This window comes from Cupriavidus phytohabitans, from assembly GCF_017815025.1.
Taxonomy (GTDB): domain Bacteria; phylum Pseudomonadota; class Gammaproteobacteria; order Burkholderiales; family Burkholderiaceae; genus Cupriavidus.
Genome location: NZ_JAGIQB010000271.1, coordinates 1 through 399, shown reverse-complemented (window position 1 = coordinate 399; position 399 = coordinate 1). Strand labels below are relative to the sequence as shown.

Annotated in this window: 1 protein-coding gene; it reads left to right on the top strand. The window is 63.4% G+C overall.

All coding sequences use genetic code 11. The annotated features are described in order from the left end of the window. Nucleotides 1-399: IS5 family transposase (locus J8I34_RS34450; protein ID WP_209808645.1), on the top strand; the 399-nt coding region annotated here is incomplete at both ends.

Sequence of the window (399 nt, the reverse complement as noted above, 5' to 3'; positions counted from 1 at the left end):
TGCCAGTGCCGAACTACACGACATTGAGCCGCCGCGCGCAGAATCTGAACCTCGTGCTGCCCGCCTCGCGTACCGGCGAGCCGCTGCATCTGGTGATCGACAGCACTGGGCTGAAGCTTTACGGCGAGGGCGAGTGGAAGGTACGCAAGCACGGTTGGTCCAAGCGACGGACTTGGCGCAAGGTCCATCTCGCCATGGACGCGAACACCGGCCAAATCTGTGCTGCACTGATGACCCACCAGGACGTTGGCGATGGCGAAGTATTGGCCGACCTGCTCGATCAGATCCCGGCTGATACGCCGATCGATACCATCGGAGGCGACGGCGCTTACGACAGCAAGCCGTGCCACGCGGCGATTGCCGCGCGGGATGCACAGCCCTCGATTCCACCACGCGATG